At 71.2% G+C, this 26,533-nt stretch carries 23 protein-coding genes and 1 pseudogene; 7 read left to right on the forward strand and 17 right to left on the reverse strand.

Annotated elements, in window-relative coordinates; all coding sequences use genetic code 11:
• Window positions 1–24: 24 nt before the first annotated feature.
• Window positions 25–849: a hypothetical protein gene (locus ACF07B_RS36705; protein WP_392182100.1), complete on the reverse strand. Its 825-nt coding sequence runs from the start codon at window positions 847–849 to the stop codon at window positions 25–27.
• A gap of 77 nt (window positions 850–926) precedes the next feature.
• Window positions 927–1,574: an RNA polymerase sigma factor gene (locus tag ACF07B_RS36710; RefSeq protein WP_328665042.1), complete on the reverse strand. Its 648-nt coding sequence runs from the start codon at window positions 1,572–1,574 to the stop codon at window positions 927–929.
• 735 nt (window positions 1,575–2,309) lie between these two features.
• Here ACF07B_RS36710 and ACF07B_RS36715 point away from each other — a divergent pair.
• Entirely contained in the window at window positions 2,310–3,344 is a 1,035-nt protein-coding gene (locus ACF07B_RS36715; RefSeq protein WP_392182101.1) for an NlpC/P60 family protein, read from the forward strand.
• An 84-nt stretch (window positions 3,345–3,428) separates the two neighbouring features.
• Here ACF07B_RS36715 and ACF07B_RS36720 read toward each other — a convergent pair whose 3' ends face one another.
• From ACF07B_RS36720 to ACF07B_RS36735, 4 genes are all read right to left on the reverse strand, one after another.
• A complete protein-coding gene (locus ACF07B_RS36720; RefSeq protein ID WP_392182174.1) occupies window positions 3,429–4,712 on the reverse strand; it encodes an RNA polymerase sigma factor in 1,284 nt (427 codons plus the stop codon).
• Window positions 4,703–5,044: a YciI family protein gene (locus ACF07B_RS36725; protein ID WP_362396778.1), complete on the reverse strand. Its 342-nt coding sequence runs from the start codon at window positions 5,042–5,044 to the stop codon at window positions 4,703–4,705. The genes ACF07B_RS36720 and ACF07B_RS36725 overlap by 10 nt, the downstream gene beginning before the upstream one ends.
• Window positions 5,041–5,784, reverse strand: a complete 744-nt coding sequence (locus ACF07B_RS36730; protein WP_369480046.1) for a nuclear transport factor 2 family protein — start codon at window positions 5,782–5,784, stop codon at window positions 5,041–5,043. The genes ACF07B_RS36725 and ACF07B_RS36730 overlap by 4 nt, the downstream gene beginning before the upstream one ends.
• Window positions 5,785–5,876: 92 nt before the next feature.
• On the reverse strand, window positions 5,877–7,130 hold the full coding sequence (locus ACF07B_RS36735; RefSeq protein ID WP_392182102.1) for a cytochrome P450: 1,254 nt from the start codon (window positions 7,128–7,130) through the stop codon (window positions 5,877–5,879).
• Between the two features lie 486 nt (window positions 7,131–7,616).
• Between ACF07B_RS36735 and rho the strand changes: the two genes are divergently transcribed.
• Together rho and ACF07B_RS36745 are read left to right on the forward strand one after the other, a co-directional pair.
• Window positions 7,617–8,756: a transcription termination factor Rho gene (gene rho / locus ACF07B_RS36740; RefSeq protein ID WP_392182103.1), complete on the forward strand. Its 1,140-nt coding sequence runs from the start codon at window positions 7,617–7,619 to the stop codon at window positions 8,754–8,756.
• Between the two features lie 89 nt (window positions 8,757–8,845).
• Window positions 8,846–9,703 (forward strand): annotated as a pseudogene (locus tag ACF07B_RS36745) (D-alanyl-D-alanine carboxypeptidase family protein); the annotation flags it as partial.
• 59 nt (window positions 9,704–9,762) lie between these two features.
• Here ACF07B_RS36745 and ACF07B_RS36750 read toward each other — a convergent pair.
• The 11 genes from ACF07B_RS36750 to ACF07B_RS36800 all read right to left on the reverse strand — a co-directional run bounded on the left by ACF07B_RS36750 (window position 9,763) and on the right by ACF07B_RS36800 (window position 21,951).
• Complete coding sequence (locus ACF07B_RS36750; RefSeq protein ID WP_392182104.1) at window positions 9,763–11,238, reverse strand: glycosyltransferase 87 family protein; 1,476 nt, start codon at window positions 11,236–11,238, stop codon at window positions 9,763–9,765.
• Window positions 11,239–11,471: 233 nt separating this feature from the next.
• Entirely contained in the window at window positions 11,472–12,878 is a 1,407-nt protein-coding gene (gene mptB, locus ACF07B_RS36755; RefSeq protein ID WP_392182105.1) for a polyprenol phosphomannose-dependent alpha 1,6 mannosyltransferase MptB, read from the reverse strand.
• Window positions 12,879–13,024: 146 nt separating this feature from the next.
• Entirely contained in the window at window positions 13,025–13,966 is a 942-nt protein-coding gene (locus ACF07B_RS36760; protein ID WP_392182106.1) for a glutaminase, read from the reverse strand.
• Between the two features lie 230 nt (window positions 13,967–14,196).
• The gene (locus tag ACF07B_RS36765) at window positions 14,197–15,033 is read right to left on the reverse strand and encodes an undecaprenyl-diphosphate phosphatase (protein WP_392182107.1); all 837 of its coding nucleotides are present in this window, start codon (window positions 15,031–15,033) and stop codon (window positions 14,197–14,199) included.
• 82 nt (window positions 15,034–15,115) lie between these two features.
• Window positions 15,116–15,490, reverse strand: coding sequence for a fluoride efflux transporter CrcB (gene crcB / locus ACF07B_RS36770; RefSeq protein ID WP_328455587.1), 375 nt, complete (start codon window positions 15,488–15,490; stop codon window positions 15,116–15,118).
• The gene (locus tag ACF07B_RS36775) at window positions 15,487–15,891 is read right to left on the reverse strand and encodes a DUF190 domain-containing protein (RefSeq protein ID WP_369484826.1); all 405 of its coding nucleotides are present in this window, start codon (window positions 15,889–15,891) and stop codon (window positions 15,487–15,489) included. Before ACF07B_RS36775 ends, crcB (ACF07B_RS36770) begins: the two co-directional genes overlap by 4 nt.
• Window positions 15,888–16,364 carry a fluoride efflux transporter CrcB gene (gene crcB / locus ACF07B_RS36780; protein ID WP_392182108.1) on the reverse strand — a complete coding sequence of 159 codons (477 nt, stop codon included), beginning with the start codon at window positions 16,362–16,364 and terminating at the stop codon, window positions 15,888–15,890. The genes ACF07B_RS36775 and crcB (ACF07B_RS36780) overlap by 4 nt, the downstream gene beginning before the upstream one ends.
• Before the next feature lie 204 nt (window positions 16,365–16,568).
• Window positions 16,569–17,549, reverse strand: coding sequence for an SMP-30/gluconolactonase/LRE family protein (locus ACF07B_RS36785; protein WP_392182109.1), 981 nt, complete (start codon window positions 17,547–17,549; stop codon window positions 16,569–16,571).
• Between the two features lie 4 nt (window positions 17,550–17,553).
• Window positions 17,554–17,841, reverse strand: coding sequence for an ArsR/SmtB family transcription factor (locus tag ACF07B_RS36790; protein ID WP_369484832.1), 288 nt, complete (start codon window positions 17,839–17,841; stop codon window positions 17,554–17,556).
• A 146-nt stretch (window positions 17,842–17,987) separates the two neighbouring features.
• A complete protein-coding gene (locus ACF07B_RS36795) occupies window positions 17,988–19,547 on the reverse strand; it encodes an arabinogalactan endo-beta-1,4-galactanase (protein ID WP_392182175.1) in 1,560 nt (519 codons plus the stop codon).
• Window positions 19,548–19,929: 382 nt separating this feature from the next.
• Window positions 19,930–21,951, reverse strand: coding sequence for a beta-galactosidase (locus tag ACF07B_RS36800; protein WP_392182110.1), 2,022 nt, complete (start codon window positions 21,949–21,951; stop codon window positions 19,930–19,932).
• Between the two features lie 309 nt (window positions 21,952–22,260).
• Between ACF07B_RS36800 and ACF07B_RS36805 the strand changes: the two genes are divergently transcribed.
• Genes ACF07B_RS36805 through ACF07B_RS36820 form a run of 4 tightly spaced genes read left to right on the forward strand, consistent with a single transcriptional unit; the run spans window position 22,261 to window position 26,433 of the window.
• Complete coding sequence (locus ACF07B_RS36805; protein ID WP_392182111.1) at window positions 22,261–23,583, forward strand: extracellular solute-binding protein; 1,323 nt, start codon at window positions 22,261–22,263, stop codon at window positions 23,581–23,583.
• Complete coding sequence (locus ACF07B_RS36810) at window positions 23,580–24,503, forward strand: sugar ABC transporter permease (protein ID WP_362396732.1); 924 nt, start codon at window positions 23,580–23,582, stop codon at window positions 24,501–24,503. The genes ACF07B_RS36805 and ACF07B_RS36810 overlap by 4 nt, the downstream gene beginning before the upstream one ends.
• Window positions 24,500–25,405, forward strand: a complete 906-nt coding sequence (locus ACF07B_RS36815; protein WP_369484820.1) for a carbohydrate ABC transporter permease — start codon at window positions 24,500–24,502, stop codon at window positions 25,403–25,405. The genes ACF07B_RS36810 and ACF07B_RS36815 overlap by 4 nt, the downstream gene beginning before the upstream one ends.
• The gene (locus ACF07B_RS36820; RefSeq protein ID WP_362396726.1) at window positions 25,402–26,433 is read left to right on the forward strand and encodes a LacI family DNA-binding transcriptional regulator; all 1,032 of its coding nucleotides are present in this window, start codon (window positions 25,402–25,404) and stop codon (window positions 26,431–26,433) included. The genes ACF07B_RS36815 and ACF07B_RS36820 overlap by 4 nt, the downstream gene beginning before the upstream one ends.
• Window positions 26,434–26,533: the final 100 nt, after the last annotated feature.

Consider the following 26,533-nt stretch of genomic DNA (forward strand, 5'->3'; position numbering starts at 1 on the left):
GATAAGGTCGACCGAACGGCCGATTTACTGGTTACCGGTGAACTGCGGGTCCTTCTCCTGGTTGTAGATCTCCTCACCGGATGCGTTGTAGGCATGGACGTAGGGACTCGGGCCCGCATAGTGCGAGCCGGGATTGTCGACGGAGAGAGCCGCCGCGTAGACGAACGCGCCGCCTGCCATGACCGCCGGGTACTGTTTCGGATTATCGCCGTAGCTGATGGCTATCTTGGCAACGTCGGATGTGTAGTGCCCGGCGCCCAACATGAGATATCGCCCCTTGCCGACGGATGCGCGAATGGAGTCGAAATACTCGATCGTACGACCGGTGCCCCACAGGCGATTGTTGATGAACGTGGGCGGGGAATCCAGGCTGTTTCCCTTGTCGCCCTTTGACTCGCATTGCACGTATTGATCGGCGGAGTTGACGGCGATGACCACACCGTCCCCGTCCCGCGAGGCGACGGGAGCCCGGGCCGCGACCACCGCGTGGTAACGCGAGGCATCCGAGCCCAGGCAGGAGGCCAGGATCCTGGCGACGGTCCCCGCGTCGATCGGGGTCGTCGTCACGCTGGTGACGGCGAACGCGTCCGGGGTGGAAGTCGTGCGAGTCGATGACGGCGCCGACCCGGCTCCGGCCGACGTGGAGCCACGCGTCGTGATCGGACTCGATGGCGCGGCGACACCCGTCGGGTTTCCGGCGGGATCGGCGAGAAGCGGCTTGGCATCCCCTACCCCGCTGAGGACGGCCACGGCCGCGACGCTCACCGCCGTGACGCCGGTGGCAACACCCAGCGGCACTGCCCACCTGCGTCGCAGCGAAGCACGGTTGTCCTCTGGATCGATCTTCATCAGTAGCTCCTCTCGGGTCCGCCGGTGGTTCGGCAGATCACGATCGGAAGGAGCCGCGGGAATGCCCGGCATGTCATTCATCGTGCGACCTCTTCCGCGTTGACGGGACTCCTCGAACTGAATGACGCCGGAACCGTGGATCTGCCGACGAGGTCGGCCCCCAGCCTCCGCCGCGCCCGGTGCAGTCTGGACTTCACGGTCCCGACCGCCACCTCCAGCGCTGCCGCAGCCGCCTGCTGATCCAGGCCGGACCACACGCAGAGCTCGACGACCTCGCGTTCGTGGCGCGGCAGCCGAGCCAGCGCCCGGTGGATCTCCGACATACGACGCTCGTCGTCGACCAGGACGGCGACACGGTCCGCGTGGTCGCCCACCGACTCGTCGTGCGAGACGAGCCGGCGCAGCAGCGCCTCGGCCCGCCTCAGCCGCCGCCTGGTGTTCGACAGCAGGCGGTCGGCGATGCCCAGCAACCACGGCAGGGCCGAGTCGCGGTCCAGCACCGTCTCCGATCGCCGACGCCAGGCATGCAGGAACACGGTCGACGTGAGGTCTTCGGCCTCGGACCAGTCGGCCGTCCGCCGGAACAGGTGGTTGTAGACGGTCTTCCCATGACGGTCGAAGATCCGACCGAACGCCTCCCGGTCGCCGTCGACGGCCCTCGCCCACAGTTCTCGATCAGATATCCCTCCGACCGGTACGGCGGGACCAGCGTCATTCAGTTCCATGCCCTATACGTGTCCGGCAACCGGCCGAAGGTTCCCGCTGAACCAGATCCTCTTTGACGGACTCGGATCCAACCGGCCGGAGCGACGGTGCCGGTTGGAGGCAGACGGAGCTGCCCCTGCTGCCGGAGGGGTGGTCGCCCGTACAGATCGCCGGGCACCCGCGTCTGCGTCACGGGGACGCCCCGCGGACGCAGATCCCCACGAGACGATCCACCGGACGATCCACACCACCCTCTGGAAGGTGGTCCCCCGCGAACTGTGCAGGCGCGTTCGAACCGGCCGCCCGATCCGGAAGAACAAGCGCCACACGGTGAAAGGCCGGCGGCGTTCACAGATCACCGACGCCCGACCGATCGAGAAGCTGCTCCGGCGGTATCTGCTCAAAGGAACAAACCTGTCGACGTTCAGCCAGGACGAGCTCGACGCCATCGTGACGAAGCTCAACAACCGGCGGCGCGAGTGCCCGGGATTTCGCACATCAGCCGAGAGGGTCGCTTTGACCGGTCGAATCCAAATCAACACCTGCCACCTCACCGGCAACACCATGAAGGGAGCTGTCACTCGTCTCTGTCGCTCAACATCCGGCATTAAAACGCCACTTGCTCTATTGAAGACTGAGTCACTACAGTCGCCACCCGAACCTTTGCCCGGTTGTTCACCCGCTGGGGTGACAGTGAAGGATCACCGCTCGTCGGCGTATTCGGCAGGCGGCCGAAAAAGAAGGAGCTCGCTTTCGTGGCGTCCCACCGTCGGCCCAAGCAGCCGAGCCGCACCCGTGTCACCGTGCTCACCACAGCCGCCGCTGCCGCCGTTGCCCTCAGTGCCAACGTCGCCAATGCCGCGCCGTCCGAGAAGCCCGACAAGGACGAGGTCAAGACCAAGGTCGACAAGCTCTACGAAGAGGCTGAGCAGGCCACGGAGAAGCTCGACGGCGCCAAGGAGAAGCAGCAGAAGCTGCAGAAGCAGATCAGCGCTCTCCAGGACAACGTCGCCCGCGGCCAGGACGCGCTCAATCAGCTCCGCGACGGCCTCGGCTCGATGGCCAGTGCCCAGTACCGCACCGGCGGGATCGACCCCTCCGTGGCGCTCTTCCTCTCCTCGAACCCGGACGACTTCCTGGACAAGGCCTCGGCCATGGACCAACTGACCGCTCAGCAGGCCGAGTCGCTCAAGAAGGTCCAGGAGAAGCAGCGTTCGCTCGCCCAGCAGCGTGCCGAGGCCTCCGTGAAGCTCAAGGACCTCGCCGACACCCGGACCGAGCTCGCGAGCAAGAAGAAGGAAGTCCAGAGCAAGCTGGGCGCGGCGCAGAAGCTCCTGAACACGCTGACGGCGCAGGAGAAGGCGGCACTGGCCACCCAGGACCGGCAGCGGGCCACCCGCGCCGACGAGCGGGTCGGCCTCGGCACCACCAAGGCCGCCTCGGGACGCGCCGCCGCCGCGTTCGCCGCCGCCCAGAGCGTGATCGGATCACCGTACGCGTACGCCCACTCCGGCCCCAGCACCTTCGACTGCTCGGGCCTCACCTCCTGGGCGTACGCCCAGGCCGACGTGACCATACCCCGCACCTCGCAGGCCCAGGCCAACGCGGGCACCCGCATCTACTCGCAGAGTGATCTACAGGTCGGCGACCTGGTCATCTTCTACGGCGACCAGCACCACGTCGGCCTCTACGCGGGCAACGGCCAGGTGCTGCACGCCCCGCACACCGGCGCGTTCGTCCGCAACGAGTCGATGGCCAACATGCCCTTCCAGTTCGGCGTCCGGATCTGATCCGTGCCTCGGTCCGGGGCTGCGGTCCAGCCGGGCGGGCTTCCGGCTGAAGCGCCGCACGAAAGCACCTCCACCGCAGGGCCCCTACGCCGATCGGCACTCCGCGAGCCGCTTCTCCAGAAATCTCCGCTCGGCCGCGTTCCCCACCAGTGCGAGGGCCCTTTCGTACGCCTCGGCGGCCTCCACCGTGCGTCCGGCGCGGCGCAGCAGGTCCGCGCGGGTGGCGGGCAGCAGGTGGTACGCGTCCAGTTCGCCTTCCTTCTCCAGTTCGGCCACCAGGGCGAGCCCGGCGTCGGAGCCTTCGGACATGCCCACGGCGACCGCCCGGTTGAGCCGGACCACGGCGGAGGGCACGAAGCGCCGGAGCTCGCCGTACAGGGCGGCGATGTCGGCCCAGTCGGTCTCCCCGGCCGTCGCGGCGGTGGTGTGGCAGGCGGCGATCGCGCCCTGGATCTGGTAGGGGCCGGGGCGCCCGCGGCGCAGGGCGGTCTCCAGGAGTGCGGCGCCCTCGTCCGCCTCGGCCGTGTCCCAGGCGGTACGGTCCTGGTCCTCCAGCGTGACCAGGTCGCCACAGGCGTCGACCCGGGTGCCGCTCCGGGCGTCGTGGAGCAGCAACAGCGCGAGCAGTCCGAGGACTTCGGGCTCGTCGGGCATCAGGCGGGCCAGGACGCGGGCGAGCCGGATCGCCTCGGCGGAGAGGTTCGTGCGCACGAGATCGGCCCCGGCCGAGGCGGCGTACCCCTCGTTGAAGAGCAGATAGAGCACGCCGAGGACACCGGTGGTGCGTTCGGGAAGGAGGTGCGCGGGCGGTACGCGGTAGGGGATGCCCGCGTTGCGGATCTTCCGTTTGGCGCGCACCAGCCGCTGCGCCATCGTCGCCTCGGGGACGAGGAAGGCGCGCGCGATCTCCGGCGTGGTCAGCCCGGCCAGGGTGCGCAGGGTGAGCGCCACCCTGGCCTCGATGGCCAGCGCCGGATGGCAGCAGGTGAAGATCAGCCGCAGCCGGTCGTCGCCGACCTCGCTCCCGTCGTCGGAGTCCGGTTCGTACAGGTTGTACGCGTTGTACGGGTCGTACGTCCCTTCGTCGCGTGATGACACCGCCACCTCCCGCAGCTTCTGCGCGCCGACCGCCTCGCGGCGCAGCACGTCCAGGGCGCGGTTGCGCGCGGTCGTGGTCAGCCAGGCACCGGGGCGGCGCGGTACTCCGTCGCGCCGCCACCGGTCGAGCGCCTGGGCGAAGGCGTCCTGGGCGCACTCCTCGGCGAGGTCCCAGTCGCCGGTCACCCTGATCAGGGTGGCGACGACCTGGCCCCACTCCTCGCGGAACGCGGCCGCGACCGCCTCCTCGACTCCGTCGTTCACTCCCAGAGCGGCCGCACCTCCACCGAACCGCCGCCCAGCGCCGCCGGATGCCGGGACGCGAGGGCGATGGCCTCGTCGAGGTCGGCGACCTCGATGATGTCGATGCCCGCGACGTACTCCTTCGATTCCACGAACGGTCCGTCGCTGAGCAGGACTTCGTCGCCCTGGACGCGGACGGTGGTGGCGTCGGCGGCCGGCCTCAGCCGGGCGCCGCCGGTCACGATGCCGCGCTCGCGCACCTCCTGGATGTACGAGGTGAACCGGGGGTCGTCGGCGAGCTCCTCGGGGCCGAGTTCCTCGCCGTCGACCGGCGTGCAGATGAACAGGGCGTACTTCATGACCGCGTCTCCCCGGCCGGCGGGCGGCCCGCGGCGGACGGCACGGACGTGTGCTGGTGGACGATCCGCCAGCGGTCGCCGGCCGCGCGGTAGCCCGTGGTGACGCGTGCGGTGGTGTCGAGTGTGGTGCCGTCGACGAGCGGGGCGCGCAGACGCACCAGGGCGTGGCTGAAGGCGACGCTCTCGTCGATCCGCAGCCGGAAGTCGAGCACCTCGCGGTCGGCGGGGCCGGCAAGCGTCGCGAACCACTGTTCCTCCGCCTTGCGCAGGGCGTCGGCGCCGCTCTGTTCCATGCCGCTCACGGGGTGGAACACCTCGACGTCGGGGGCGTAGCAGGCCATCGCCCGGTCGATGTCACGTTCGCGCAGGGCCTCGGTGAGCTGTCCGTCGAGGCGGCGGATCTCTCCTTCGGCGTCCTCGTCGTCCCAGAACGGGCGGATCTCCATGGCGCCGATCGTCGCGACGGGGTGCTTCGCGGCGGCCTCGATCGCCTCCTCCATGTCGGCGCAGTCGAGGATGTCGAAGCCGGCGACGTACTCCTTCGTCTCGGCGAACGGCCCGTCGGTGCGCAGCACTTCGCCGTCGCGCACCCGGACGGTGACCGCGTCGGCGGGCAGCCGGAGCCGGTGTCCGTGCAGCCGGACTCCGCGCTCGGCGAGTTCCTCGACCCACGGTTCGACGGGTGCCATCCCGGAGGCGTCGGCGGTGTCGTCGCCGCAGACCAGCAGCATGTACTTCATGGTTCCTCCTGGTACTCATGAGCTTCCTACACCCCACCGACGAACGGCGCTCCGGCGAATCGACAGGCGGCGAGATAATTTCGCGCGCGCCGTCAGACGCGGGAGGCTCCCGGCCGCACGGGGAGGGTCCGGACGCTGTTGCCGACGAAGCTGGCGTGCCGGGTGAGCTCCGCCTCGGACACGGCGAGGTCCAGGTCGGGGAAGCGGGTGAACAGCCGTTCCAGGGCGATGGTGGCCTCCATCCGGGCGAGCGGGGCGCCGAGGCAGTAATGGGCGCCGTGCCCGAGGGAGAGGTGGCGGACGGCGCCGGGCCGCCGGGAGCGGGTGATGTCGAAGCGGTCGGCGTCCGCTCCGTGGGCGGCCCGGTCGCGTCCCGCGGCCGAGTAGCCGGCGAGGACGGGCGTGCCCCGGGGAATGACGGTCCCGTCGACGGTCAGGTCCCGCACCGGGTAGCGGAAGGGGAAGTAGCTGACGGGGGCGTCCCAGCGCAGGGTCTCCTCGACGACGTCCCCCCAGCTCGCTTCGCCCCTTTGGACGGACGCGAGCTGGTCCCGGTGCCCGCACAGCGCCCGTACGGCGTTGGTGATGAGGTTCAGGGTGGTCTCGTGCCCGGCGATGATCATGAGGACCAGGGTGCCGATGAGTTCCTGCTGGCTGAGCCGGTCGCCCTCCTCGTCCCGGGCGGCGATCAGCGCGCTGGTGAGGTCGTCGCCGGGGTTCTCCGCGCGGGCGGCGGCGACGGCGCTCAGCACGGCCACCAGTTCGCGGTTGGCGGCGACGGCCTTCTCGGGGCCGATGTCGGTGGCGACGACCTGGTTCGACAGGTGGTGGAGCCGGTCGAGGTACTCGGCGTCGACTCCGAGGAGTTCACCGATGACGCCCATCGGCAGCGGGAGCGCGAAGTGCTCGCGCAGGTCGGCCACTCCCCCGCCCTCCTCGGCCGCCGCGTGCAGACCGTCGAGCAGTCCTGCGGTCAACTCTTCGATGCGGGGGCGGAGTTGCTCGACCCGTCGCACGGTGAAGGCCTTGCTGACGAGGGAGCGCAGCCGCCGGTGGTCGTCGCCGTCGGCGGTCGTCATGCCCTGCACGGTGGCGAAGGTCATGAGCGGCCAGCCGGCGGCTATCCGTCCCTCGCCCAGGGCCGTGAAGTGCCGGGCGCCCTTGGCCACGTCCGGGTGGGCGAGGAACTCCTTCAGCGCCTCGTGCCCGAGCACGGCCGCGCCTTCCACCGCGCCGGGCAGCTCCACCGTCGCGACGGCTCCCCGGGCGAGCAGCCGCTGGTTGTCGGCGTGCGGGCAGCCGCCCGCGGGGTCCAGACGGTGCGGCGTGCCGGACGAGGTGTCCACCGTGTTCTCCTTGCTGCTGGGCCGAGTTGACGGTCGTACGACCCCGTCGGCGTCGTACGACGATCGATTGTGCCTGCTCAGATCACCGTGCGCAGCAGCTCGGCGAAGCCCTGGGGGTGGGTCAGGCCGCGGTGGCCCCAGCACGGGAACGCCGGTCCGGCCCAGCGGCGGCCGCGCACGCGACCCGCGACCCCCTGAGACGCGGATCACATCCGAACCAATCCAACCAGTGGTAGTCTGCCAACAGCACTCGTGTACGCCTCAGTCTTCAGGCTCCGGTGCCAGTTCCTTTCTCTCGCTGTGACGCCGTCGGTTCCGACGGGCGGACCGGCTTCTCGCACCGCCTCCCGCACAGACCCGGGGATCCCTCCCGTCGTGTCCGAGGTGATGTTCCCGCCGCACCGAGGCGCGCCCCGCGCCCTCCCTTCGCGGCCTCCCCCCTTTCTCACGCATGCCCATGCGATCCCGTCCCCGAGAGGACACCCCATGACCACCACACTCGAACACCCCCCGGTACAGCAGCGGCCCCAGACCCGGACCGCCACCGGTGTCCTCGACATCGACGGCAACGGGAAGGGGCACCTGCGCTCCCCGAACCTCCTTCCGGCACCCGACGATCTCCAGGTCTCCCCCGCGCTGATCCGCCGTCACGGCCTGCGCAAGGGCGACACCGTGGACGGTGTCCGCGGCGGGTCCCGGACCCTCACCGAGGTCGAGCGCATCAACGGCCGCACACTTGAAGAGCTGCGCCGCCGCCCGCACTTCGGCGACCTCACCCCGCTGCACCCGCGTGACCGCCTCCGGCTCGAACACCCGGCGAGCGGACCGGCCGGACGCCTCATGGACCTGGTCGCGCCCGTCGGCAAGGGCCAGCGCGGGCTGATCGTCGCCCCGCCCAAGACCGGCAAGACGGTACTGCTCCAGCAGATCGCCGCGGCCGTGGCCGGCAACCACCCCGAGTGCCGGCTGATGGTGGTGCTGCTCGACGAACGCCCCGAGGAAGTCACCGACATGCGGCGCTCCGTGCGCGGCGAGGTCTACGCCTCCACCTTCGACCAGACGCCCAGGCAGCACATCGCGCTCGCCGAACTCGTCGTCGAGCGGGCCAAGCGGCTCGTCGAAGCGGGCCAGGACGTCGTGATCCTGCTCGACTCGCTCACCCGGCTGTGCCGGGCTCACAACAACGCGGCCGCCGCCGGCGGCCGCACCCTCAGCGGCGGAGTCGACGCCGCCGCCCTCCAGGGCCCCAAGCGGCTCTTCGGCGCGGCGCGCCTCGCCGAGGAGGGCGGCTCGCTCACCATCCTCGCCACCGCCCTGGTGGAGACCGGTTCCCGGGCCGACGACTTCTTCTTCGAGGAGCTCAAGGGCACCGGCAACATGGAGTTCCGGCTGGACCGGACCCTGGCCGCCCGGCGGGTCTTCCCCGCGGCCGACATCACCTCCTCCGGCACCCGCCGCGAGGAACTCCTGCTGTCCGCGGCCGAGTCGACCGCCGTACGAGGGCTGCGCCGGGCCCTGCTGACACGGGACGGGCAGACCGGCCTGGAAACGCTCCTGGAGCGGCTGCGCGCCACACCGGACAACGCGACCTTCCTGCGCCGCATCCAGCCCACGCTGCTGTCCTGACCCGCGACGCCTGCGGCATCCGGGTGCTCGACGGCGCCACTCGGCCCTGCCACCCCGGCGTGTCTCACGTCCGTTCCTACGTTTGCGGTATGACCATCGGATTCTCATTCCGGACCGTCGCTTCGCGCTCCGCGGTCGCGCGTGCCGCCCTGACCTGTTCCGCCGTCTGCGCGGCCGGCCTGCTGGCAGCGGCGCAGAGCCCGGCCGCAGCGCTCACCGACGCGGGCCCCGGGGCGCCGCGCCCCGCCGCGCCGCCGCCTTCGACGCTCTATCAGCAAGGCACACAGGTACGGCCCCGGGCCGACGCACCAGAGGTCCCCGACATCTCCGCGCTGTCCTGGGTGGTGGCCGACGCCCGCACCGGCGACGTCCTCGGCGCGCACAACGCCCACCGCCGGCTGCCGCCCGCGAGCACCCTCAAGACCCTGTTCGCCCTCACCGTCCTGCCGACGCTGCCCGGCACCACCCTGCACACCGTCAGGGAGCGGGAACTGGAGGGCATCGGCGCGGGCAGCAGCATGGTCGGCGTGGCGGAGGGCATCACGTACCGCGTGGCGGACCTGTGGCGCGGTGTCTTCCTCAACTCCGGCAACGACGCCGTGCACGTGCTCGCCTCGATGAACGGCGGCTGGACCAGCACCGCCGCCCAGATGCAGGCCAAGGCCCGCTCCCTCGGCGCGAACGACACGCACGTCATCTCGCCCGACGGGTACGACACACCCGGGCAGGTCTCGTCGGCGTACGACCTGGCGGTGTTCGGACGCGCCGGACTGCGCAACCCCGACTTCGCCCGGTACTGCTCCACCGCCGAGGCGATGTTCCCCGGCGAGGGCAGCTCCACGTACGGGATCCAGAACACCAACCGGCTGCTCACCGGCGCGAACGGGGTGGAACGGTACCCCGGTCTGATCGGTGTCAAGAACGGCTACACCACCAACGCGGGCAACACCCTGGTCGCCGCCGCCAAGCACGGCACCCGCACCCTCGTCGTCACGGTGATGAACCCTCAGGCGGGCGGCGGACTGGCCGTGTACGAGGAGGCGCGCTCGCTGCTCGACTGGGGCTTCGCGGCGGCCGGCCGGGTCGATCCCGTCGGAACGCTGCTCGACACACGCGCCGTCCCCGCGGCCGGACCCTCCGCCCCCGCCGGGTCCGCCGCGCGCCCCGGTCGCGCGGCCCGGCCCGCGGCCACCGCCCTGCCCGGCGCCGCCCGGCCCGTGAACAGCGCACGGCCGATGGCCGCCGCGCCCCCCGAGGACGAGGGACTCGGCTGGTCCGGCGCGGCCGCGATCGCCGGTGCCGCCGTGCTGGGAGCGGCGGGCGTCGCGCTGGGCCTGCGGCTCAAGGCGGGCCGGGCAGGGCGCGGCTGACCCACCGGAAGCCACAGCAGCAGCCCCAGCGTGATCCACGTATAGGTGTTGCTGCCGAGGAAGCCGTCGAGGCCCGAAGCGTCGTCGAACCACAGCCACACGACGCTGCTGCACAGGACCGCGTACAGGGCCGCCGCGACCCGCGGCCTGCGCCGCCGCAGCAGCACGGCGAAGGACGGCAGCAGCCAGACGAGGTGGTGCACCCAGGTGATCGGGCTGACGAGACAGGCGGCCGGCCCGGTCAGGGCGAACGCGGCGGTCCAGTCCTCGTCGGCGAGGGCACGCGCGGTCCGCCGCGCCCAGAGGCACAGGACCAGCAGGGCCAGCGTCGCCCACAGCGCCCTGCTCGGCTCCTGCGGTGCCACGAGCCGTGCCAGCATCCCCTGAAGCGACTGGTTGGAGACGTAGTCCAGACGCCCGATGCGGGTCGTGTCCCACAGCGCGTCGGTCCAGTAGAAGCGCGAGGCGTCCGGCGCCGCCCAGGCCGCCAGTGCGGTGGCCGCCGCGGCGACGGCCGTGGCGACACCGGCGGCCCGCCGGCGGCGGCCGAGCAGCAGCATCAGGATGAACAGCGCCGGGGTGAGCTTGACCGCCGCGGCCAGACCGATCCCGACGCCCGCCCAGCGGCCCCGCCCGTGCGACAGCAGCCAGGCGTCGCTCAGGACGAGGGCGAGCAGCACCAGGTTGACCTGGCCGAAGCTGAAGGTGTCCCGGACCGGTTCGAACAGGGCCAGCAGACAGGCCGCCAGAGCACAGCCGAACCAGCGGTAGCGGCGCAGTTCGGGCCCGACCAGGATGCCCGTGACCAGGGTGAGGGCGGCGAGGTTGAGCAGCAGGGCGACGACGATCGCCGTGCGCAGCCCCATCAGGGCCATCGGCAGCATGCCGAGAGCCGCGAACGGCGGGTAGGTGAAGCCGTACGGCGTTCCCGGCACCCGGTAGTCGTAGATGCCGCCGCCGTGGTGGACCCAGGTGTCGACCGCCCCGTAGTACACGCGCAGGTCGAACCAGTCGCGCAGCAGGGGCACGGTGGCCGTGAACACGCCGACGACGACGGCCAGTGCGAGGACGAGGAGGAGCCGCCGGCGGTCTGTGCCGAGCAGCGCCGCCATGCCACCGGAAACCCGCCCGGCGCCCGGCGTTCTCGCTCTCGACGCACCCGGCGCACCCGACCTACTCGACGTACCCGATGTACCCGACGTGCCCGACGCCGTGCTCCTCGTACTCCTCGCGCTCCCCGTGCTCATCGCCCTCGTCCTGATCGCCCCGCTCGTCTCCCCTGTCCTGCTCGCCTCCCCCGTATCTCTCGTCCCGCCCGGGGGCGTTCCGTGCTCCGCGTCGTCGGTCATGCCGTCCGCTCCCGTCCCGGTGCCTGCGGCTGCGCCGCCTGGTGGGCCTGCCAGAGCACGACGAGGGCGAGCAGGCCCCCGGAGACGGCGAGGATCGCCTGTCCGGCGTCCGCGGGGGACCCGCTGGGCAGCACCGCGAGCGCGAGCACCGCGCTGGCGGCCGCGACCCGGTCGCGCACCGAACCCGTGGGCGCCGCCGCCGCGATGAGGAACAGGCCCCACAGCGCGTACCACGGCCGGATCGCCGGACCGAACACCGCCACCGCGGCCAGGCTCAGGCCCAGCGCGTAGACCGGGTGCGGGCGCAGCCGCAGCCATATGAACAGCAGCAGCCCCACGGTCGCCGCGAGTCCCAGGGCGTGCCAGACGGGCATCGCGAGCGGCGCGAGGCCGCTGCCGAGCTGGTGGAGCAGGGCACCGGTGGCGCGACCGAGGACGCTGGTGGGTGACCAGTTGTGCGGTGAGACGGGGGTCTTCAGGGCGGCTATCCAGCCGTAGCCCGTACCGGCCACCGCCGTCGCGGCCGCCGTCGTGGCGAGAGCGACCACGACGGTGGTGGCCGTGGCACGCGCGATGCCCCGGTGCCCCCGGCCGCGCCCGCGCAGCGCGATCACCGCCACCAGGCCGAGCGCGGCGGGCGCCTTGACGAGGGCCGCGAGGGTGACCAGGACGATGCCCGCGAGGGGCCACCGGCCGCGCGCGGCCACCAGGCCGACACCGAGGAGCCCGAGCATGATGGCGTCGTTGTGCGCGCCGGCCACCAGGTGCAGCAGGACCAGGGGGTTCAGCGCGCCCAGCCACAGCGCGGCGGCCGGATCGGCGCCGCTGTGCCGGGCGAGGCGGGGCAGGGCCGCCGCCATCAGGGCCACACCGAGCAGGGCGACCACGCGCATGCCGAGGAGTCCGGCCGGTAGCTCCCCGCGGGTCAGCGACGACAGTCCGCGGGCGACGGCGAGGAAGACCGGGCCGTACGGGGTCGTCGTCGACCGCCACACGGGCGCCACCTCGTCGGCGAGCGGGCCGCCGAGCCGCGCGGGACCGTAGGAGTAGACGTCGATGTGGGCGTCGACCATGGCGCCCTGCGCGAGATAGCTGTAGACGTCCCGGCTGAACAGCGGGGGCGCGAGGAGCAGCGGTGCCGCCCAGGTGGCCAGAACGAGCAGCAGGGAGCGCGGGGCCGGCGGTTCGGGCCCGCGCACGACGGTGCCCAGCAGCACCCAGGCGGCTATCAGCAGGACGACGCCGAAGTACACCCCGACCAGGCCCAGTACGGCCCGTCCGGAGCCGGGGGCGAGGAGATCCCGCGCGGGCAGGGCCCCCGCGGTCTCGCCGCCCAGCGCGAGGACCGCGGTTCCCGCCAGGCCCAGAGCCTGGCAGCGGCGGAGATCGACGGGGAAAGCCATGGCCGACACTCCGCAAGTGTGTCGACGCCGGGTGGCCGGAAGGCGACGTGGCGCTCTCCGGGCGGGGTCAGGAGCGTGACCTCCATGTGGTGGGGCGCGTGACCTCTGGCCGGTGGGTGCGTGACCTCCGTATGGTGGGGCGCGCCTCAGAACACCGACAGGCCGGTGAGGGTCGTGAAGCGGTCCAGGGCCGCCACACCCGCGACCGAGTTGCCGCGTTCGTCGAGACCCGGGCTCCAGACGCACAGGGTGCACCGGCCGGGCACGACGGCGATGATGCCGCCGCCCACCCCGCTCTTGCCGGGGAGGCCGACCCGGTAGGCGAAGTCGCCCGCGGCGTCGTAGGTCCCACAGGTCAGCATGATCGCGTTGATCTGCTTGGCCTGGCTCCGGGAGAGCAGCCGGCCGCCGTCGGCCCGGATGCCGTGCCGGGCCAGGAATCCGGTGGCGAGGGCGAGATCGGCGCAGGAGGCGGCGATCGAGCACTGCAGGAAGTACTGGTCGAGCAGGACCGGCACCGGGTTGTCGATGTTGCCGTACGACGCCATGAAGTGGCCGAGTGCCGCGTTGCGGTCGCCGTTCGCGGTCTCGGAGGCGGCGATGTCCCTGTCGAAGGTGAGTTCCGCGTTGCCGCTCTCGGCCCGCAGGAACTCCAGCAGGACGCCGGCCGCGTCGCCGGTCCTGGTCTGCAGCCGGTCGGTGACGACGAGGGCTCCGGCGTTGATGAACGGGTTGCGCGGGATGCCGTTCTCGTATTCGAGCTGGATCAGGGAGTTGAACGGGTTGCCGGAGGGCTCCCGCCCGACGTGCTCCCACAGGGCGTCGCCCTCGCGGGCCAGGTCCAGGGCGAGGGTGAAGACCTTGGTGATGGACTGCGTGGAGAACGGCTGCCGCCAGTCCCCCACGCCGTACACGGTGCCGTCGAGCTCCGCGACGGCCATGCCGAAGCGGCGTGGATCGCAGGCGGCCAGCGCCGGGATGTAGTCGGCCGGCCTGCCGCGTCCCGGGGTCTGCGCGATCTCGGTGGCGATGCGCTCCAGGATCGGCTGGAAGGTCTGGGAGGACGGGTACGGCGATTTCCCGGGCATGATCGCCATTGTGCCGCCCGCCCCGTCCAGCGGCCCGGTGTCCTGGTCGGATGCGGTCCGGTGTCCCGGTCGGACGGGGCGCGGTGTCCCGGTCGGACGGGGCCCGGTGTCCCGGTCGGACGGGGCGCGGGGAACAGCACAGGGGGCGCGGAGCCGGAATCCGGCTTCGCGCCCCCTGTGAACGGACCGTTCGTGCCCGGAGCCGGTTCGTACCGGCGCCGCGGGCGGTGTCAGCTCTCGAGGACCCCCGTGCCCAGCAGCCCGAAGAGCAGCAGGCCGATGACGATCCGGTAGATCACGAAGGCGTTGAAGGAGTGCTTGGCGACGAACTTCAGCAGCCAGGCGATCGAGCCGTAGGCGACCACGAAGGACACCACGGTGCCGGCGATCAGCGGAGCGGCGCCCACACCGGTGCCCAGGGCGTCCTTCAGCTCGTAGATGCCCGCGCCCGTGAGCGCCGGGATGCCGAGGAAGAAGGAGAGCCGGGTGGCGGCGACGCGGTCCAGGTCGAGGATGAGACCCGTGGACATGGTGGCGCCGGAACGCGAGAAGCCGGGGAAGAGCAGGGCGAGGATCTGGGAGCTGCCGACCAGCATCGCGTCCTTGAACGAGACGTCGTCCTCACCGCGCTTGTGGCGGCCCATCTGGTCGGCCGCCCACATCACGGCACTGCCCGCGATCAACGAGCCCGCGACCACCCACAGGGAGGCCAGCGGACCCTCGATGAGCGGCTTGGCCGCGAGGCCCACGGCCACGATCGGGATCGTCGCGTAGATGACCCACCAGGCGAACTTGTAGTCGTGGCTCTGGCGCTCGTTCTTGTCGCGCAGGCCACGGCCCCAGGCCGAGACGATCCGCACGATGTCCTTGAAGAAGTACACGAGCACGGCGGCGATCGCGCCGACCTGGATGACCGCGGAGAAGCCGACGACGGCGTCGTCGTCGACGGGGATTCCCATCAGGCCCTCAGTGATCTTGAGGTGGCCGGTCGAGGAGACGGGAAGGAATTCGGTCACCCCCTCGACGACTCCGAGGACGACGGCCTGACCGACGTTGATGACGCTCATGGGATCCAGTTCTGAAAGTTGGTCGACAGTGCTGTAGACGGTGCAGGAGACAGTGTTACGTATCCACGAGGACGCCCGACACCTAGGTCCACAAAGCTTGTGCAAACGAGACCCCGGCGAACGCCGCGCCCAGGCCCGCCGTCACGCTCACGATCACGTTGGCGGCAGCGTAGAACGCCGCCCCTGTCTCGGTCAGCCGCAGGGTCTCGTACGAGAACGTCGAGTACGTGGTGAGCGCCCCGCACAGACCGGTCCCGATCAGCAGTTGCAGGTGTCCGGACACCTGCCCCGCCGAGACGGCACCGGTCAGCAGACCGAGGATCAGGCACCCTGTCACGTTCACGACGAGGGTGCCCCAGGGGAAGACCGTATCGTGCTTCCGCTGTACCGCCCGGTCGGTCAGGTACCGCAGGGGTGCGCCGACCGCGGCGCCGATGATCACCAGCAGCCAGTTCACCGCGGCGTCCCGCCTTCCCCGGACGGGTCGCCGCCGGTCATGCCGGGGACGTCGTCGGGTGCCGCGCCGCGGCCCGTGTAGCGGATGACCTCACAGGGGTCGAGGACCACCAGACCCTCGGTGACGAGTTCGTCGAGCTCCGGCAGGAACGCCCGGACCCGCTCCTCGGTGTCCACGACGATCACGGCGACCGGCAGGTCCTCGCTCAGCGAGAGCAGCCGCGAGGTGTGGACGAGGGAGGAGGCGCCGAAGCCCTCGATGCCCCGGAAGACGCTGGCACCCGCGAGGCCCGCGGCGTGGGCGCGGTGCACGATCTCCGCGTAGAGCGGTTTGCGGTGCCAGGTGTCGTTCTCGCCGATGAGAACCGTCAGCCTCAGGGCGGCGCCGGTCAGCCTGGTCATCGCCGCCTCCATGCCAGGGCGCGGCGGGCCGTCGTCGTCCCGAGCCACACCGCCGCGAGCGCCGCGCACAGGGTCGCGGCGAGATAGCCGAGCCCGGTGCCCGGGTGGCCGGTGCCGACCAGCCTCCGGATGTCGACGGCGTACGTGGAGAAGGTGGTGAAGCCGCCGAGGACCCCGGTGCCGAAGAAGGGACGCGCGAGGCGGTGCACCGCCCGCACGTCGGTGATCAGCACCATGAACGCGCCGATGACGGCGCAGCCCACGACGTTGACCGTGAACGTGGTCCAGGGGAAGGCGCCGTCCGGCGTGGGCCACAGCAGTCCGGCGCCGTAGCGGGCCGAGGCGCCGATGGCGCCGCCCAGGGAGACCGCCGCGACGACCGGGCCCTGGCCGTGCCAGGGGGACGCCGTGCGCGCGGGCGCGCGTGCGGGGGTGCCGGACTCGCCGACGCGCTCGGGATGCGGGACTGTCATGGTTTCCGGGCTCCTACTCGCCGGGCCGGTGCGGGCGCACGGCATCGCAAGCAGGGACCGTTGGCGGCATCCGTGCCGCGGTTCGGGTACGGCGGGCCCCACCGCCGCGCCGCGCTGCAAGATCGCGGCCGGTGACCAGGGTAACGCCGGGCACGCGGGCCGCGCACGCCTGGCCCTCGCTCCGACCGGCCCCGGGCGCTCCGCTCAGCCGGTGGCGCCCGGAAGGTCACAGACCGCGAGGCCCCGTTCCCAGATGCTCCCGAGGATCAGCCGGCCCTCGGACTCACAGACGCTGGTCACCATCCGGAACCGTGCCCGGCGGCTCTCCAGGTGGTGCACGACGGTGCCGTCGTCGTCGACCGCGAGGACACCCGTGGTGCCCGGGGGCCTGAAGGGCGCGCGCACGGCGATCCGGGCCGCGGCGCGCCGGACGGCCGGGCCCCGGCGGTGCAGGTATTCCAGGGCGCCGACGCGGGGGCCCGCCAGGGCCACCCAGATCGGGCCGTCCGGGGCGCGCCAGAGGTTGTCCGGCTGGCCGGGGAGGTCGTCGGCGAAGGTCTCGGACCGCCCCGCTCGCGGCCCGGTGAGCCAGTAGCGGACGAGCCGGAACGCACCGGTCTCCGCGACGACGAGGAACGACTCGTCGGCCGAGGCGGCCAGACCGTTGGCGAACTGCAGCCCCTCCAGGAGCACTTCGGGTTCCGTCTCGCCCGGCGCGAGGCGCAGCAGACGGCCGGATCCGGTGTGTTCGACGAGATCGCCGATCCACTGCTTCAGGGGGTAACTCCGGCTGGAGACCGTGAAGTACACGGTGCCGTCCGAGAGGGCGACGACATTGCTGCAGAAGCGCAGGGGTACCCCGGCGACCCGGTCGGCGAGGACGCGGACCACTCCGTCCTCCAGCCCGACCCGCAGCAGTCCGCGTTCGGCATCGCACACCAACAGAGCGTTGTCCGGGAGGAGTTCGAGGCCCAGCGGCCTGCCGCCCGTCTCGGCGACGACGCGGACACCGGTGCGGTCGGGGTCGCCGAGGCCTTCGACGCGTACGATGCGGCCGTCCTCCAGACCGGTCAGCACCCCGCCCCGGGAGTCGGCCACCACGTCCTCGGGGCCGCGGCCGCCGAGCGCCACCGCGCGCCGGGGCGAAAGGGCAGTGACCGCCGCCGTGCCGGACCCGTCTCCCACGCGCCTACCAGCCCTTCTCGAAGTAGTGGCTCACCTCGGCGATACGGTACTCGTCAGGGCGGTAGTAGGTCCGTCGCCCCACCTTCTTGGCCCGAAGCAGACCGACTCCGGTGAGGAGGTCGAGATGGGTGCGTGCCACGGCCCGGCTCACTCCGAGTTTGACGGCGAGGGCCTCGGGGCTGACGCCGTCCTCGACGAGGTGAGCGCGGCGCCGGTGCGGGAAGTGCGCCACGGGGTCGCGCAACCACTCCAGGATGTCCAGTCTTTGGCCGCCGGCGGGCCCCTTGAGCATCTCGTCCCCCTCCGTCGTGACGGTCTCCCGCCACTGTCCCGCAGCCGGCGGTGGCACGCACGGGCTTCCCGCGACCCTGGCCGGAGCCGGACGGCCCGGAAGACGCACGGGGCCCGGCCGCACCGGCGGCCGGGCCCCGTCGCCGCTCAGCGGTGACTGAACAGGGACATGGCCGGAAGCGCCTTGTCGTCGAAGCCGAACAGGGCCTGGTTCTCCCATCCGTTGCCGGAGGTCGCGTCGGCCGGGTCCCAGCCGTTGCCGGTGACCGCCGTCCAGGTGGCCTCCCAGTAGAAGACGCCGAGACCGCGGCCGTTCGGCACGGCCTCCACGACGTTCATGACGTCACGCAGCCAGTTGGACTGCCCGGTGGTCGTGGCCGCGTAGCCGGAGACCAGTTCGGCGGTCGTGTCGATCTGGTTGGTGAGCGCGTCGTCGCTGTCGAGGCGGAAGGGGTAGGCCGTCTCGGCGAGGAAGACCGGCTTGCCGTAGCGGGCGGCCGCGTCGTCCAGGGTGGTCTGGAAGTCGTAGAGCGAGCCGTGCCAGTAGCCGTAGTAGGACAGGCCGATGGCGTCGAACTTCACGCCGTTGGCGAGAGCGGTGTCGAACCACCAGCGGGTACCGGTGAGATCGCCACCCTTGGCGAGGTGCAGGGCCACGACGGTCGAGGAGCTGACCGCCTTGGCCGCGTCGTAGCCGGAGTTGAGCAGTCCCGCGAGCTGCGCGAAGTTGTCCGTGGAGCCCTCGGACCAGAGCATGCCGCCGTTGATCTCGTTGCCGATCTGCACCATGTCGGCCGTGGTGCCCTGCGCCTTCAGGGCGTTCAGGACGTCGTACGTGTGGTTGTAGACGTCCGTCTTCAGCTGGCTGTACGAGTGTCCGGCCCAGGCGGCCGGCTTGGTCTGGGTGCCGGGGTCGGCCCAGGTGTCCGAGTAGTGGAAGTCGACCAGGAGTTTCATGCCCTGCGCCTTGACGCGCTTGGCCATCGCGAGGACGCGGGCCTTGTTGTTGTAGCCGTCGGCCGGGTTCACCCAGACCTTCAGGCGCGCGTAGTTCATCCCGGAGGACTTCAGGATGGCGAGCGCGTCACCGGTGGTACCGGAACTGGTCTTGTAGACCCCGCCGTAGGCCTCGCTCTTGGCGAGGGAGGAGATGTCGGAGCCCTTGACGGCCAGTCCGGTGGTGCCGGAGGTGAACGTCAGATCGTCGACGTTGATCCAGTTTCCGGCGTTGGCGTCGGAGTAGACGCTGACCGTGCACTGGTTGCCCGTCACGGAGACGGGCACGACCAGATGGATCCACCCGGCGGCCGAGACCGGCAGATCGGTGCGCTGGGCGGTGCCGCCGCAGTTCTTCAGGGCGAGGTAGGCGGAGTTCTGCCCGCCGCCCGAGCGCACCCACGCGGTGAGCTTGTAGTTCCCGTTGGTCAGCCCGGTGAGGGTCTGGTAGGTCTCCACCTTGTAGGCCGAGGCGGAGTAGTGGCTGAGGCGGTAACTCCCGCCGTGGCCACCGGCCTCGACGTACGAGGCGGCGGTGGTGCCGGACTCCGACCAGCCGGCGGGCACGGCGACGCCTGCCCCGTCGGCCTCGAACCCGGCGTTGGTCAGGGTGCTCGCCGCCTGCGCGGTCTGCGCGGGAAGCGCGGCAAGGGCGAGCCCGGCCGCCAGCGGCAGCAGCAGGGCCCTGAGTGTGCGTCTGGGATGGAACATCATCGTCCGTCGTCCCTTCGACGTGGTGGGGAGAGGTGCCCCGGCGGATCCGGGGGTGGATCCCGGGGCGAACCCCTCCGCCCGCGGCTTCACGGCTCACACGGACGGAGGGGGGTCGGTGCGCCGCCGAGTGCCGTGACACGGGCGGCGGTTGAAGCGACCGGCGGGCCGTGCGGCCCGAGCCCGGGCATGTCCCGTGCGGCGAAGGCCGGTTGATCCGATCCCCGGGGTAGGCCCGTACCCCGAGCGGCCGGTCGCCCCTGGGCCCGGGATGTGAGGCCCGAACCCTCCCCCGTTGCGCGGGAGCCCGGTCAAGGTTCGTGTGAAGCGAGCCGGTCGGGCCCGGCCGCGGGGAGAACGAACCCCGCGGCCGGTGCCCCGGTCAGCCGTCGAGGCGTACGACCCGTACCGCGCCCGCCGGGACCGCGAGCCGGCCGGCGGCACGTTCGCCCGTGAGGAGCTCGGTGCCGTGCGCGTCCAGCGGCACCTTGGCGTCGGACCCGGTGTGGTTGACGGCGAAGACGTAGGTGCCGGACTCACCGGTACGGCGCACCACTTCGACATCGCGGGGCAGATCGGCGCGTGGCGCGATGCGCGCGTCGTCGGACACCCAGCCGATCAGGGCGTCCAGTCCCTCGGCCGCCAGGCGCGTGGACACGTACCAGGCCGATCCCGCGCCGCTCCGGTGCCGGGTGACCGCCGGATGCCCGGCGGTGAGCCCGTCGGCGTACGTCCACACGGTCTCGGCACCGCGCGGCACCACGAACTCGGTCCACACGTCACCGGTGAGTTCGGAGCCGTCGGGCCCGGTGATCCGTACGAGTTCCCCCTGGAGCAGCGGGGAGAACTCCTCGACGGTCAGGCCGAGCACGTCCCGCAGGGCGCCGGGATGGGGGCCTTCGTGCAGGGCGTCGTGCTCGTCGACGATGCCGGAGAAGTAGGAGACGAGGAGGGTGCCGCCGCTGTCGACGTACTCCCTGAGGTTGTCCGCCGCGGCCTCGGTCATGAGATAGAGGGCGGGTACGACGACAAGGGGATAGGCCGACAAGTCGGCTTCGGGGTGGGCGAAGTCGACGGTGAGGTGACGGTCGTAGAGGGCCTCGTAGAAGGCGTCGGCGCGCTCGCGGGCGTCGTGGTCCTCGCTCGGGCGCCATTGCAGGCTCTGCGCCCACCAGGACTGCCAGTCCCACAGGACGGCCACGTCGGCGACGGTGCGGGTGCCCTTGACGGAGGCCAACGAGTCGACGGACGCGCCGAGTTCGACGACCTCGCGCCACACGCGCGAGTCGGTGCCGGAGTGCGGCAGCATCGAGGAGTGGAACTTCTCGGCGCCGCTGCGGGACTGCCGCCACTGGAAGAACAGGGCGCCCTCGGAGCCGCGGGCCACGTGGGACAGCGAGTTGCGGGCCATCTGGCCGGGCGCCTTGGCGGGGTTGCGGGGCTGCCAGTTCACGCCCGAGGTGGAGTGTTCGAGGAGCAGCCAGGGTGCGCCGCCGGCGACCGAGCGGGTGAGGTCGGCGGCCATCGCGAGGTTGACGTGGGTGCGCCGGCCGTCGGTCATCAGATAGTGGTCGTTGGTGACGAGATCGACCTCGCGGCCCCAGGCCCAGTAGTCGACCGAGTCGCACTGGCTGAGGGCCGTCATGAAGTTGGTGGTGACGGGGATGCCCGGCGCGAGGCGGTGGAGGATGTCCCGTTCGGCCACGAAGTTCTCGCGCATGGTGGCGTCGGCGAACCGCTTGTAGTCCAGCGCCTGGGCCGGATTGCCGACGGTCGGGGTCACGCGCGGCGGGTCGACCTGGTCGAGGTCGGCGTACCGCTGTCCCCAGAAGGCCGTCCCCCAGGCCTCGTTGAGCTCGTCGACGCTCCCGTAGGTGCCGGTCAGCCACCGGCGGAAGTGCGCCGCGCAGGAGTCGCAGTAGCAGGCCGAGACGGGGACGCCGTACTCGTTGTGGACGTGCCACAGGGCGAGGGCGGGGTGGTCGGCGTACCGGGTCGCGAGCCGTGTGGTGATGGAGGCGGCGGCCGCCCGGTAGTCGCTGTTGCTGTGGCAGATGGCGCCGCGTGATCCGAAGGCGTAGCGGGTGCCGTCGGCGGCCACGGGGAGCGCCTCGGGGTGTTCGCGGTAGAACCAGGCGGGCGGTGCGACGGTCGGGGTGCCCAGGTCCGCGCGGATGCCGTTCTCGTGGAGCAGGTCGAGGACGCGGTCCAGCCAGCCGAACTCGTAGGTGCCCCGGGCCGGTTCGAGCAGGGCCCAGGAGAAGATCCCGACGCTCACCATCGTGACGCCCGCCTCCCGCATCAGGCGGACGTCCTCGGGCCAGATCCGTTCCGGCCACTGCTCGGGGTTGTAGTCCCCACCGAAGGCGAGCCCGGTGAGGCCCTTGGGGTTGGTCTCCGGCATGGATCTCTCCCATGTAATCGATCATTTGGGAACGTGCACACACAACGCCAGCGGCGTGAGTCCAACATAACCGCACAGCAACAACCATTGACAAGTGTCCGGGATGTTTCTCTACTGTGAACGCTCACAGAAGCACCGCGAGTGAGCCGAAGGGGCGCTCAGGTGTCGGAAGCGAGCGCGTGAGGGCCTCAAAGCCCGGCGTGCGCCCGCGGTCACCGGTACCGGCCGGCGCACCCCCGCAAGCGAACCGCGCAAGAACAGGGCAGGCCTCCGCAGCAGGCGGAGGCCCAGGTCAGGGGAGAACGTTCCATGCCCAACACGAAGCACAACCGCCTCGTGGCCAGCACCATCGCCGTCGTCCTCGGCGCCACCTCACTCGTCGCCTGCGGCTCGTCCGACGACGACAAGAGCGAATCCCAGTCCGGTCCCGCGACACTGACGTTCTGGACCTGGGCGCCGGGCATGGACAAGGTCGTCGACCTCTGGAACAAGGGGCCGGGGAAGAAGCAGCAGATCACCGTCGAGGTGAAGAAGCAGGCCTCGGGCGACTCGCTCATCACCAAGATCCTCACCGCGCACAAGGCGAAGAAGGGACCGGACCTGGTCCAGGCCGAGTACCAGGCGCTGCCCACGCTGGTCAGCAATGACGCGCTCGCCGACATAGCCGCCGAGTCCAAGGACGCGAAGACCAAGTTCGCCGACGGCGTCTGGCAGCAGACGACGCTGGGGACGGACGCGGTCTACGCGATCCCGCAGGACATCGGCCCGATGATGTTCTACTACCGCGCGGACCTGTTCAAGAAGTACGGCCTGACCGTTCCCACGACCTGGGAGCAGTTCGCCGAGACCGCCCGCGCGCTGAAGAAGAAGGCGCCGGACAAGGCGCTCACCACCTTCTCCGCCAACGACTCCGGTCTCTTCGCGGGTCTGGCCCAGCAGGCCGGCGCCAAGTGGTGGACCGCCTCCGGCGACAAGTGGAAGGTCGGCATCGATGACGCGGCCACCCAGAAGGTCGCCGACTTCTGGGGCGGTCTCGTCAAGGAGGGCGCCATCGACAACCAGCCGATGTACCAGCCGGCCTGGAACAAGGCGTTGAACACCGGCAAGGAGATCGCCTGGGTCAGCGCGGTGTGGGCACCCGGCACCCTGACCACGGCGGCCCCGCAGACCAAGGGCAAGTGGGCGATGGCCCCGCTGCCGCAGTGGTCGGCCGGCGAGAACGTCACCGGCAGCTGGGGCGGTTCCTCGACGGCCGTCACCACCGACTCCCCGCACAAGGCGGCCGCCGCGAAGTTCGCCGCCTGGCTGAACACCGACCCGCAGGCGGTGGCCGCGCTGGCGAAGGAGAGCGGCATCTACCCGGCGTCCACGAGCGCGCAGACCAGTGACGCGTTCGCGCAGCCGCCGGCCTTCTTCTCCAACCAGCCGGACTTCTACACCAAGGCCTCGGAGATCGCGAAGACCACCGCCCCGTCCGCGTGGGGCCCGAACGTGAACGTCGCCTACACGACCTTCAACGACGCGTTCGGCGCCGCGGCCAAGAACAAGTCGGACTTCGGTGCCGCCCTGAAGACCATGCAGGACGCGACCGTCGCCGACCTCAAGAAGCAGGGCTTCGGGGTCGCCCAGTGACCATCGCACGCCGGAAGCCGTACGGGGTCAAGGGGGCCCCGTACGGTTTCCTCCTCCCCGCGACGATCCTCTTCGTCCTCTTCTTCGCGCTGCCCATCGGCTACGCGATCTGGCTGAGCCTGCACAAGGTCCAGGTCAAGGGCCTCGGCCTCGGCGCCGGTGCCCGCAAAGAAGTCTGGGCGGGCATCGGGAACTACACCGACGCTCTGACCGACAGCGAGCTCGTCGACGGCGCCCTGCGCGTGGCCGGCTACGGCGCCATCGTGGTGCCGGTGATGCTCGGCCTCGCGCTGGTCTTCGCGCTCATGCTCGACGCGGAGAAGGTACGCCTGGCCCCCTTCACCCGGCTCGCGATCTTCCTGCCGTACGCCATCCCCGGCGTCGTGGCCGCCCTGCTGTGGGGGTTCCTCTACCTCCCGGACGTCAGCCCCTTCTACTTCGTCCTCGACAGACTGGGCCTGCCGCAGCCGGACCTGCTGGACGGCGGCCCTCTGTACCTCGCGCTGTCGAACATCGCGGTCTGGGGCGGCACCGGCTTCAACATGATCGTCATCTACACCTCGCTCCAGGCCATCCCGGCCGAGGTGCGCGAGGCGGCGAAGCTGGACGGCGCCACCCCGTTGCAGACCGCGCTGCGGATCAAGATCCCGATGGTGGCACCCTCCCTGGTGCTCACCTTCTTCTTCTCGATCATCGCCACGCTCCAGGTGTTCAGCGAGCCGACCACCCTCAAGCCCCTCACCAACTCCGTCTCCACGACCTGGAGTCCGCTGATGAAGGTCTACCGGGACGCGTTCAACACCGGTGACATCTACGCGGCCGCCGCCGAGGCAGTGATCATCGCCGTGGCCACGCTGGTCCTGTCCTTCGGTTTCCTGCGCGCCGCGAACTCCCGTACCAAGCAGGAGGAAGCACGATGAGTTCTCTTGCCGTCCGCAAGGCCGCTCCGGCCGCGGGCACGACCCCCGGTACCGCCCAGGGCCCGCCCCCGCGCGCCGGGATCGCCCTGGTCCCGACCCTCACCCTGCTGCTCGGCGCGCTCTACTGTCTCCTGCCCGTGGCCTGGGTGGTGATCGCGGCCACCAAGTCGGGCCGCGAGCTGTTCTCGACGTTCACGTTCCTGCCGGGCACCGGGTTCACCCAGAACGTCACGGACCTCAACGCCTACCGCGACGGCATCTACTGGACGTGGATGGGCAACTCCGCGCTCTACGCCGGTCTCGGCGCCCTGCTGTCGACGGGCGTCTCGGCGATCAGCGGCTACGCCCTGGCGATCTACCGTTTCCGGGGCCGCGAGACCATCTTCAGCGTGCTCATGGCGGGCGTGCTGATGCCACCGGTGATCCTCGCGATCCCGCAGTACCTGCTCCTCGCCAAGGCGGACCTGACGGATTCGTACGCCTCCGTGCTCCTGCCGCTCGTCCTCTCGCCGTACGGCGTCTACCTCGCCCGGATCTACGCCGCCGCGGCCGTCCCCGGTGACGTGGTCGAGGCCGGCCGGATGGACGGCGCGGGCGAGTGGCGGATCTTCACCCGGGTCGCGCTGCCGATGATGGTGCCCGGCCTGGTGACGGTGTTCCTGTTCCAGTTCGTCGCCGTGTGGAACAACTTCCTGCTCCCCTACATCATGCTCAGCGACGACGAGAAGTTCCCGATCACCCTCGGCCTGTTCACGCTTCTCGAACAGGGCTCCAACACCCCGGCCCTGTACACCCTGGTCATCACCGGCGCCCTGCTCGCGATCATCCCGCTGGTCGCGCTGTTCCTGGTGATCCAGCGCTTCTGGAGCCTGGACCTGCTGTCCGGGGCCGTAAAGTCGTGACCATGGGCAACACGGGGGGCAGGCGCAGGCCGCCGACGATCCACGACGTCGCGCGTGAGGCGGGTGTCTCGCGGGGCACCGTCTCCCGCGTGCTCAACGGCGGGCACTACGTCAGCCCCTCGGCACAGGAGGCGGTCAACGCGGCCATCCGCAGGACGGGCTACGTCGTGAACCGGCACGCCCGCTCACTGATCACCGGACGGTCCGACTCGGTCGGCTTCCTGCTGACCGAGCCGCAGGAGCGGTTCTTCGAGGACCCGAACTTCAACGTCCTGCTGCGCGGCTGCACCCAGGCACTCGCCGCGCACGACGTGCCCCTCCTGCTGATGCTCGCCGGCACCCAGGACGAGCGGCGGCGCATCACGCGGTACATCACGGCCGGACATGTCGACGGGGTGCTGCTGGTCTCCAGCCACTCCGGCGATCCGGTCGCCGAGGAACTGCGCGAGGCGGGCGTGCCGCTCGTCGCCTGCGGCAAGCCCATCGGCCTCGGTTCCAAGGTGAGTTACGTGGCCGCCGACGACCGCGACGGCGCCCGGGACATGGTCACGCACCTGCTCTCCCTCGGGCGGCGCCGGATCGGCATGGTCACCGGCCCGCTGGACACCCCCGGCGGTGTCGAGCGGCTGGCCGGCTACCGGGAGGTGCTCGCCGAGGCGGGCGTCGAGGCCGACGACCGTCTCATCGCCTCCGGCGACTACAGCCGCGCCAGCGGGGAGGCGGGCGCCGAGCGGCTCCTCGACCGTGCCCCGGACATGGACGCCGTGTTCGTCGCCTCGGACCTCATGGCCCAGGGCGTGCTGGCCGCGCTGCGCAAGGCGGGCCGCCGGGTCCCGGAGGACGTCGCGGTCGGCGGCTTCGACGACTCCCCCGCCGCGACGGCGGCCACCCCGGCGCTCACGACCATCCGGCAGCCCTGGGACCGCATCAGCTCCGAGATGGTCCGGGTCCTCCTCGCCCAGATCGGCGGCGAGGATCCCGCGGCGGTGATCCTTCCGACGGAGCTGGTGCGCCGCGAGTCCACCTGAGGACCGCACCGGTCAGGATTCGAGAAGCCGTACCCGCCCGCCCCGGCTTAGCGTGAAGGGGCCGCCGGATCACCGACGGCACCGGAGCCGGCCGACACGG

This window comes from Streptomyces sp. NPDC015532, from assembly GCF_043078065.1.
In the GTDB taxonomy this organism is placed as follows: domain Bacteria; phylum Actinomycetota; class Actinomycetes; order Streptomycetales; family Streptomycetaceae; genus Streptomyces.

Excerpts from the sequence above, each read along its gene's own strand:
- ACF07B_RS36805 (WP_392182111.1), top strand. The coding sequence starts at position 22,261 with ATGCCCAACACGAAGCACAACCGCCTCGTGGCCAGCACCATCGCCGTC.
- ACF07B_RS36710 (WP_328665042.1), bottom strand. The coding sequence starts at position 1,574 with ATGGAACTGAATGACGCTGGTCCCGCCGTACCGGTCGGAGGGATATCT.
- ACF07B_RS36705 (WP_392182100.1), bottom strand. The coding sequence starts at position 849 with ATGAAGATCGATCCAGAGGACAACCGTGCTTCGCTGCGACGCAGGTGG.
- mptB (WP_392182105.1), bottom strand. The coding sequence starts at position 12,878 with ATGGCTTTCCCCGTCGATCTCCGCCGCTGCCAGGCTCTGGGCCTGGCG.
- ACF07B_RS36750 (WP_392182104.1), bottom strand. The coding sequence starts at position 11,238 with ATGGCGGCGCTGCTCGGCACAGACCGCCGGCGGCTCCTCCTCGTCCTC.
- ACF07B_RS36815 (WP_369484820.1), top strand. The coding sequence starts at position 24,500 with ATGAGTTCTCTTGCCGTCCGCAAGGCCGCTCCGGCCGCGGGCACGACC.
- ACF07B_RS36765 (WP_392182107.1), bottom strand. The coding sequence starts at position 15,033 with ATGAGCGTCATCAACGTCGGTCAGGCCGTCGTCCTCGGAGTCGTCGAG.
- ACF07B_RS36795 (WP_392182175.1), bottom strand. The coding sequence starts at position 19,547 with ATGTTCCATCCCAGACGCACACTCAGGGCCCTGCTGCTGCCGCTGGCG.
- ACF07B_RS36775 (WP_369484826.1), bottom strand. The coding sequence starts at position 15,891 with ATGACCAGGCTGACCGGCGCCGCCCTGAGGCTGACGGTTCTCATCGGC.
- ACF07B_RS36725 (WP_362396778.1), bottom strand. The coding sequence starts at position 5,044 with ATGAAGTACGCCCTGTTCATCTGCACGCCGGTCGACGGCGAGGAACTC.
- crcB (WP_392182108.1), bottom strand. The coding sequence starts at position 16,364 with ATGACAGTCCCGCATCCCGAGCGCGTCGGCGAGTCCGGCACCCCCGCA.
- rho (WP_392182103.1), top strand. The coding sequence starts at position 7,617 with ATGACCACCACACTCGAACACCCCCCGGTACAGCAGCGGCCCCAGACC.
- ACF07B_RS36760 (WP_392182106.1), bottom strand. The coding sequence starts at position 13,966 with ATGCCCGGGAAATCGCCGTACCCGTCCTCCCAGACCTTCCAGCCGATC.
- ACF07B_RS36730 (WP_369480046.1), bottom strand. The coding sequence starts at position 5,784 with ATGAAGTACATGCTGCTGGTCTGCGGCGACGACACCGCCGACGCCTCC.
- ACF07B_RS36800 (WP_392182110.1), bottom strand. The coding sequence starts at position 21,951 with ATGCCGGAGACCAACCCCAAGGGCCTCACCGGGCTCGCCTTCGGTGGG.
- ACF07B_RS36790 (WP_369484832.1), bottom strand. The coding sequence starts at position 17,841 with ATGCTCAAGGGGCCCGCCGGCGGCCAAAGACTGGACATCCTGGAGTGG.